Genomic DNA, 6871 nt, shown 5'->3' on the forward strand with positions numbered 1-6871 from the left:
ACGCCCCTGTCAAGACTGTTGCACGCCTTGACCTTTAACGAGTTAGGTCTACAGTCCTGGTCCACATGAGTCGCCGTTTCCGACGAGAGGAACGATGTGTGATGCGTGGAATGTCCCGGAGAGCGTTGTTCGCCGGCTCGGCCGTGGGCGCGACGGCGGCGCTGCTGCCGGCCCTACCGGCAGCGGCACAGCCGAAGGCTTCCGCGGGCTGCGCCAGCTACCGTGCCCGCTATCACCTCACCGTGCCCGACCAGTGGAAGAACGACCCGCAGCGCCCGGTCTGGATCGACGGCGAGTACCGGTACTACTACCTGTACAACGCGGACTACACGACCGGCGCCGTCGGCACCGCCTGGCGCCTGGCCACCAGCTCCGACCTGGTCTCCTTCACCGACCGCGGCATCGCCGTGCCCAAGGACACCACCCCCAACGGCGACGTCTGGTCGGGCTCGGCGGTCGTGGACACCGACGGCACGGCGGGCTTCGGCAAGGGCGCGGTCGTCGTCCTGGTGACCATGTCGCCCGACGACGGCCCCACCTCCCAGGCCCAGTTCCTGTACTACTCCACCGACGGCGGCCGCACCTTCGCCCCCTACGGCACCGCTCCCGTCCTGCCCAACCCGGGCGTGCGCGACTTCCGCGACCCGAAGGTGATCCGCGACGACGAGCGCGGCCGCTGGGTGATGGCCCTCGCCGAGGGGAACAAGCTCGGCTTCTACCACTCGCCGAACCTGCGCACCTGGACCTCCGCCGGATCCTTCACGCACGACGGCATCGGCGTCCTGGAGTGCCCCGACCTGTTCCGTATCACCGCCGACGACGGCACGCCGAAGTGGGTCCTGGGCGCGAGCGCCAACGGCAAGGGCGCGGGCCTGCCGAACACCTACGCCTACTGGACGGGCTCCTTCGACGGCACGCACTTCACCCCCGACGCGCCCGAACCGCAGTGGCTCGACCACGGCTGGGACTGGTACGCGGCGGTCACCTTCGACAAGCGGGACGCCCGCGGCACCCTCGACGAGCGGGCGCGTTACGCGCTGGGCTGGCTGAACAACTGGGACTACGCGAACACCACCCCCACCATCGACTGCGACGGCTTCAACGGCACCGACTCGATCGTCCGCGAGATCCGCCTGGTGCGCGCGTCGGACGGTTACCACCTGGCCTCCCGCCCGGTGGCCGCGCTGGACCGGTACGTCTCCCGGACCGTGCGGCTGGGCGATGTGACGGTCGACGGCACCCGCGTCCTGGACTACCGGGGCATCGCCTACGAGGTCAGCTGCGAGATCACCTGGGACCAGCTCACCGGCGCCGGCCTGCAACTGCGCCGCTCACCCGACGGCGGCCGGCACATCGACGCCGGGATCTACGGCGACTACGCCTTCCTCAACCGCCGTCCCACCGTGAACCCCGACGCGTCCGCCCGCTGGCAGGAGAGCCACAGCCCCTTCGACCCGGCGGCGCGCTCGGTGCGACTGCGGATCCTGGTGGACCGCACCAGCGTCGAGATGTTCGTCGACGACGGCCGCCATGTGCACTCCTCGGAGGTCTTCCCGTACCTCGTCGACACGGGTCTGGCCCTGTTCACGATCGGCGGCAGCGCGGTGTTCCGGAACGTGGTCATCCGGGAGTTCACGGTGTGAGGCGTTCTCGCCCCGGTGGGCGTTCCCTGTCACGATCTTTGCGGTAGGTGAACGCCCACGAGCACCGGAGTGCGTATGACGACCGACAGCGCTGGGACGGACGGGACGACGCCGGTGGACGGTGTGGAGGTGCGGCCGGTCGCCGGGTACATCGGGGCCGAGATCAGCGGCGTCGATCTGGCCGGGGAGCTGGACGACGCGGTGGTCGCGGTCATCCGCGCGGCCGTGCTGCGCTGGAAGGTGGTGTTCTTCCGCGGGCAGGACCTCGACCACGCCGCCCATGTCGCGTTCGCGCGCCGGTTCGGCGAGCCGGTGGTGCTGCCCAGGCGCGGCAGCGCCTCCCCGGCAGGCGTACCGGAGGTCGAGACCACCGCCGACCGGCTGGAACTGGGCGGCCGGTTCGGCATGGAGCACGACGAGTGGCTGCAGCGCCGCCGCCACACCCTGCTGCGCGGCTGGCACTGCGACCACGGCGCCCGCGTCGACCCGCCGGCCGCGACGATCCTGCGCGCCGAGACCGTCCCGCCGTACGGCGGCGACACCACGTGGTCCAACCTGGCCGCCGCGTACGCCGGACTGTCCGCGCCCGTGCGGGAGTTCGTGGACGGGCTGCGGGCCGAGCACCGGCTCGGCGTCGGCTACCAGTCGCGGCCCGGCGACGACGCCTACGTCCGCCACCTGCTCGACCACCAGACCGCCACCGTCCATCCGCTGGTGCGGGTCCACCCGGAAACGGAGGAGCGGGTCCTCTTCGTCAACGGCTACTACCTCGAGCAGATCACCGGGCTCTCCCGCCACGAGAGCCGGGCCGTCCTCGACATGCTCCTGGAACAGGCGGTCCGCCCCGAGTACACCGTGCGCCTGCGCTGGGAGCCCGGCACCGTCGCCTTCTGGGACAACCGGGCCACCATCCACCTGGCGCCCGGCGACAACGCCCACCTCGGCTTCCCGCGGATCATGCACCGGGTGATGCTCGCCGGGGACGTGCCCACCGGGGTGGACGGCCGGCCCTCGGAGGCGATCACCGGGAGCGCGCCCGGGCGCTGGTAGCTCAGCCGGCGGGCCGCCACCCCAGTGCCGGTCCCAGCCTGGTCGCCGTGTCGGTGAGGATCTGCACGTAGTCCTCGTGCCCGAAGGTGAACGGCAGCGCGAACGCCACCTCGTCCACCTCACGGAACGCGGGGTCGGCGTGCAGGCGTGCGGCGATCTCCTCCGACGTGCCGACCAGGTCCGGGGCGAACAGCAGCCGCCCGGGACCCTGCGGGGACGCCGTGCGCGGCAGCCGCGCGGCCGCGTACGCCTCGTACCGGGCGCGCTGCCCGGGCGTGGCGGAGTCCGTCGGGACGACGACCAGCCCCTGGGAGACGCGGGCGGCCGCGCCGTCCGGGTGGGAGTCCCGGAAGGCGCGGATCAGATCCCGCTGGATCCGCGCGAAGTCCCACGGACCGTCCTTCTCCTCGGCCTTGACGACGCTGCTGGTCAGCAGGTTCATCCCGTGCTCACCGGCCCACCCGGCCGAGCGCAGGCTGCCGCCGCCGTACCAGAGGCGGCCTCCGAGGCCGGGGGAGTGCGGCTGGACCCGGTCGGAGAAGAATTCGAACCCCTCCCTCCCGCTGAAGTCCGTGACCGGCTTGCCCCGCACCGCGTCCAGCAGCCGTTCCAGCCGCCCGTAGCCGAAGTCCTCGGCCTCGGCACTGTCCGGGTGCAGGGCGTCCTTGACCTGGTCGTAGTGCGTCGGCGGGCCCACGCTGACGCCCGGGTTGAGGCGGCCGCCGGACAGGACGTCCACCGTCGCCAGATCCTCCGCCAGCCGCAGCGGGTTCTCCCAGCCCAGCGGGATCACCGCGGTGCCCAGCTCGATGCGCCGGGTGCGCTGCGAGGCCGCCGCCAGTACAGCCACAGGGGACGAGACGCCGTACTGGAGGTGCCGGTGCCGCACCCAGGCACTGTCGAACCCGAGCCGTTCACCGAGCTCGATCAGTTCCAGCGTCGACGCGTGACCCGGGCCGGGATCGGCCTCGTCGAACAGGCCGATGGTCAGGAAGCCGAGCTTGCGCAGGGGGCGTGCGGCGGGCGGCACGGGCACCTCCGTCATCCGGGCACCTGCGTGCCGTCCACGATCTCGCGACGATCCTACGACCCGATCATTGCGACGACATGAACGGTTCCGGGCGAGGTCAGTCCAGCGGATCCAGCGTCAGATACGCCTGCTGCGGGGCGCCGTCGTGCACCAGGGACTCGTGGTGCCCGACGTCGTCGAAGGCGAAGGCGTACGCCGTGCCGTCGGCCATGCGGTCGTGGATGACCCGGGCGTAGTGGTTGGTCACGGCGTCCTGGTAGAAACCGGCCGCGGAGGTGTCCGGCTGGCTGGGGTTGGTCAGCAGCGTGGTGCGGTTGAAGCCCGCGCACAGGGTGCGCGAGATCGGGCCGCGCACGGCGTCGTTGGGGGCGTCGAGCAGCTTGTGGCAGCCGAAGACGCTGTCCGCGTCCGGCTTGCTGAACGACGTGACGACCGTGCCCGTGCCGTCGGTGAAGTTCATGACGCCGCCGGAGACCCGGCCGTAGAATTTCTTGCCGGGCTGGTCGGCGAACGGGGTCACGGCCAACGTGGCACCTGCGTACTTCTGCCACACCCGGTTGATGTAGTCGTCCATGACGGACGCCGGCAGCGCCCCGCTCTCCAGCCCGTGCCCCGGGGACAGCACCCGCAGCGCCGTACCGTCGGACCGGGTCTGGATCAGCTTGCCCCAGCCACCCGCCTGGGCCCGCAGTGCGTCGAACACCGCGCGGTAGCCGCCCGCCTTCAGGTGCCCGGTGCTCGCCGTGCTGCCGTCGGAACGCTGCACCCCGACGGCGTACGGCGCGGAGAACATGTCCACCTGTGTGCTGTTGAGCCACAGACCACTGTCATTGAGCGTGTACTCGGACCAGTTGAAGAGGATGTCCCGGTTGGGGTCGCTCGGATTCTGCACGGCCGGCTGCACCAGCCCGCCGGTCGCCAGCCGGAAGTCCAGCTTGCGGCCGTAGGAGAAATAGATCCGGCCGGAGAGCTTCGGGATGCGGATCGTCTTCGACTGCCCGGCGGACGGCCCCGGGATCGACGCGTCCGGCGCGGGCACGGGCGGTGTGCCGCCGCCCGGCCAGGGATGGAAGGCGCCGCCGGCGTCGGCCCACCCTTGCTGACCGGTCGTCAGCGAAGTGCCGAGCGTATAGATGTAGACGGGCTCCGTGCGGCCGGAGTTGTTCGTCAGTTTCAGCTTGATCGTGTCCGGCACCGAGGCCTGCGCCGTCGATGGCGCCTGTACGGCGACGACACCACCGATCAGGGCTGCTGTCGCCGTCGCGGCGAGGACCCGGTGCTTCAGGCGTGCGAGCACGCTGCACCTCCGTACTGTGTGGGGGGCGTCCGGACTTGGTCCGGACCGTTTTGAGAGCGCTCTCAGATTTCCGTTGAGGCGCGCTCATGTCAATAATTCAGACAGAAGAAAGACGCCCGTGCCCCCACGGTCACGGGCGTCGCGCCGAGGTCAGCCCTCGCCGAAGGCGCGCTCCAGAAGGTCCAGCAGCGCGACCCAGTGCCGCTCCGCGCCCTCTTCCTGATACGCGGACGTGTCGGCCTGGGTGTACCCGTGCGGCGCGCCCGGGTAGACCTCGCAACGGTGCCGGACGCCCGCCGCGGTGAGCGCGTCCTCCAGCCGCCGCATCTGCTCGGGGTCCATGGTCGGGTCCTGGTCGGCGTGGCCGAAGTACAGCTCCGCCTTCACCCGGTCCGCCACCAGATGAGGGCTGTCCGGGGCGTCCGTCGCAAGCTGCCCGCCGTGGAAGCCGGCCGCCGCGGCGACCCGGTCCGGATGGGTGCCGGCCGTGCGCAGCGCCAGCCGCGCTCCCATGCAGTAACCGGTGACCGCCACCGGCCCGTCCGCCACGTACGGGGAGCCGGCCAGCCACTCCAGATAGGCGCCGGCGTCCCGCATCGCGCGCTCGGGCGTCAGCGACTGCATCACCGGGCGCAGCTTCTGCCACATCTCCGGACGTGCCGCCGGGTCGATGAACTCGGGCAGCTCCACGACCGGCGCCCGCCCGTGCCGGTAGAAGACGTTGGGCACCACCACGGTGTACCCGGCGCCCGCGATCCGGTCGGCCATGGACCGCAGGTGCGGGCGCAGCCCGAAGGCGTCCTGGTAGAGCAGGACGGCCGGACGGGGCCGGCCGTCGGCGGGGCGGGTCAGGTAGGCGTCGGCGGTGCCGTCGGGGGTCGGGATCTCGACGTCTGTTCCCTGAACGGAGGTCATGGTGCGTACCTCATCACGGTCGGCGGGTCCTGGCTCCTGAGACCAATATCGTTGCACACACCACGGACTTCCCCGCCAGGCCGGTGTCGCTTACTCGAAGCGGCTCACGTCCCCGGCGCCGCGCCGTACGATCTCGGCCTCGCCGCCCGAGAAGTCGACGACGGTCGTCGGCTCGGTGCCGCAGTCACCGGAGTCGAGCACCGCGTCCAGCACATGGTCGAGGCGGTCCTTGATCTCCCACCCCTGCGTCATCGGCTCCTCCTCGCCGGGCAGCAGCAGCGTGCTGGACACCAGCGGCTCCCCCAGCTCGGCGACCAGCGCCTGGGTGACCGTGTGGTCGGGGATGCGCACGCCGACGGTCTTCTTCTTGGGGTGCTGCAGCATGCGCGGCACCTCCCTGGTCGCCGGGAGGATGAAGGTGTAACTGCCGGGCGTCGAGGCCTTGATCGCCCGGAACACGTCGTTGTCCACCCGCACGAACTGGCCGAGCTGCGCGAAGTCCTGGCACACCAGGGTGAAATGGTGCCGGTCGTCCAGCTGCCGGATGGAGCGGATCCGCTCCATGCCGTCGCGGCTGCCGAGCCGGCAGCCCAGCGCGTAGCAGGAGTCCGTCGGATACGCGACGAGCGCGTCGTCCCGGATACTCGCGGCGACCTGCGCGATGGTGCGCGGCTGGGGGTTGTCGGGGTGCACGTCGAAGTACTTCGCCATTCGCCGAGCTTATGCCCCCGACGACCCCCACGCCGACGTTGCCCACCGCCGGCTGGTGCCACGGCCTGCCCCACCGGGGCGGCGGCAGCCGGAGCCGACGACGGCCGGCACCCGCGTACGGCGGGAAGGGGCCGGGGTGGGGGGTGTCCGCCCGCAGCGGCCGGCACCGGCACACTGAGCGCTCGTCGGGAACGGGCGGCCGGACCGAGGACGGACACCCCCCGA

6 protein-coding genes are annotated in these 6871 nt (G+C 71.5%); 2 read left to right on the top strand and 4 right to left on the bottom strand.

The features are described from left to right. Positions 1 to 101: 101 nt before the first annotated feature. Both AB0J12_RS25945 and AB0J12_RS25950 read left to right on the top strand, forming a co-directional pair. Positions 102 to 1643 carry a glycoside hydrolase family 32 protein gene (locus tag AB0J12_RS25945; RefSeq protein ID WP_363266791.1) on the top strand — a complete coding sequence of 514 codons (1542 nt, stop codon included), beginning with the start codon at positions 102 to 104 and terminating at the stop codon, positions 1641 to 1643. Between the two features lie 75 nt (positions 1644 to 1718). Then, positions 1719 to 2693 (top strand): TauD/TfdA family dioxygenase, encoded by a 975-nt coding sequence (locus AB0J12_RS25950; RefSeq protein WP_363266792.1) that lies wholly within the window; start codon positions 1719 to 1721, stop codon positions 2691 to 2693. A 1-nt stretch (position 2694) separates the two neighbouring features. Here the strand turns inward: AB0J12_RS25950 and AB0J12_RS25955 are convergent, their stop codons facing one another. The 4 genes from AB0J12_RS25955 to AB0J12_RS25970 all read right to left on the bottom strand — a co-directional run bounded on the left by AB0J12_RS25955 (position 2695) and on the right by AB0J12_RS25970 (position 6646). Beyond that, positions 2695 to 3723, bottom strand: a complete 1029-nt coding sequence (locus AB0J12_RS25955; protein WP_363266805.1) for an LLM class flavin-dependent oxidoreductase — start codon at positions 3721 to 3723, stop codon at positions 2695 to 2697. 97 nt (positions 3724 to 3820) lie between these two features. After that, positions 3821 to 5020, bottom strand: a complete 1200-nt coding sequence (locus tag AB0J12_RS25960) for a glycoside hydrolase family 64 protein (RefSeq protein WP_363266793.1) — start codon at positions 5018 to 5020, stop codon at positions 3821 to 3823. A 150-nt stretch (positions 5021 to 5170) separates the two neighbouring features. Continuing rightward, positions 5171 to 5935, bottom strand: coding sequence for a dienelactone hydrolase family protein (locus AB0J12_RS25965; RefSeq protein WP_363266794.1), 765 nt, complete (start codon positions 5933 to 5935; stop codon positions 5171 to 5173). Positions 5936 to 6025: 90 nt separating this feature from the next. After that, positions 6026 to 6646 carry an L-threonylcarbamoyladenylate synthase gene (locus tag AB0J12_RS25970; protein WP_363266795.1) on the bottom strand — a complete coding sequence of 207 codons (621 nt, stop codon included), beginning with the start codon at positions 6644 to 6646 and terminating at the stop codon, positions 6026 to 6028. Positions 6647 to 6871: the final 225 nt, after the last annotated feature.

Source organism: Streptomyces sp. NPDC049915, from assembly GCF_040656475.1.
Lineage (GTDB): Bacteria > Actinomycetota > Actinomycetes > Streptomycetales > Streptomycetaceae > Streptomyces.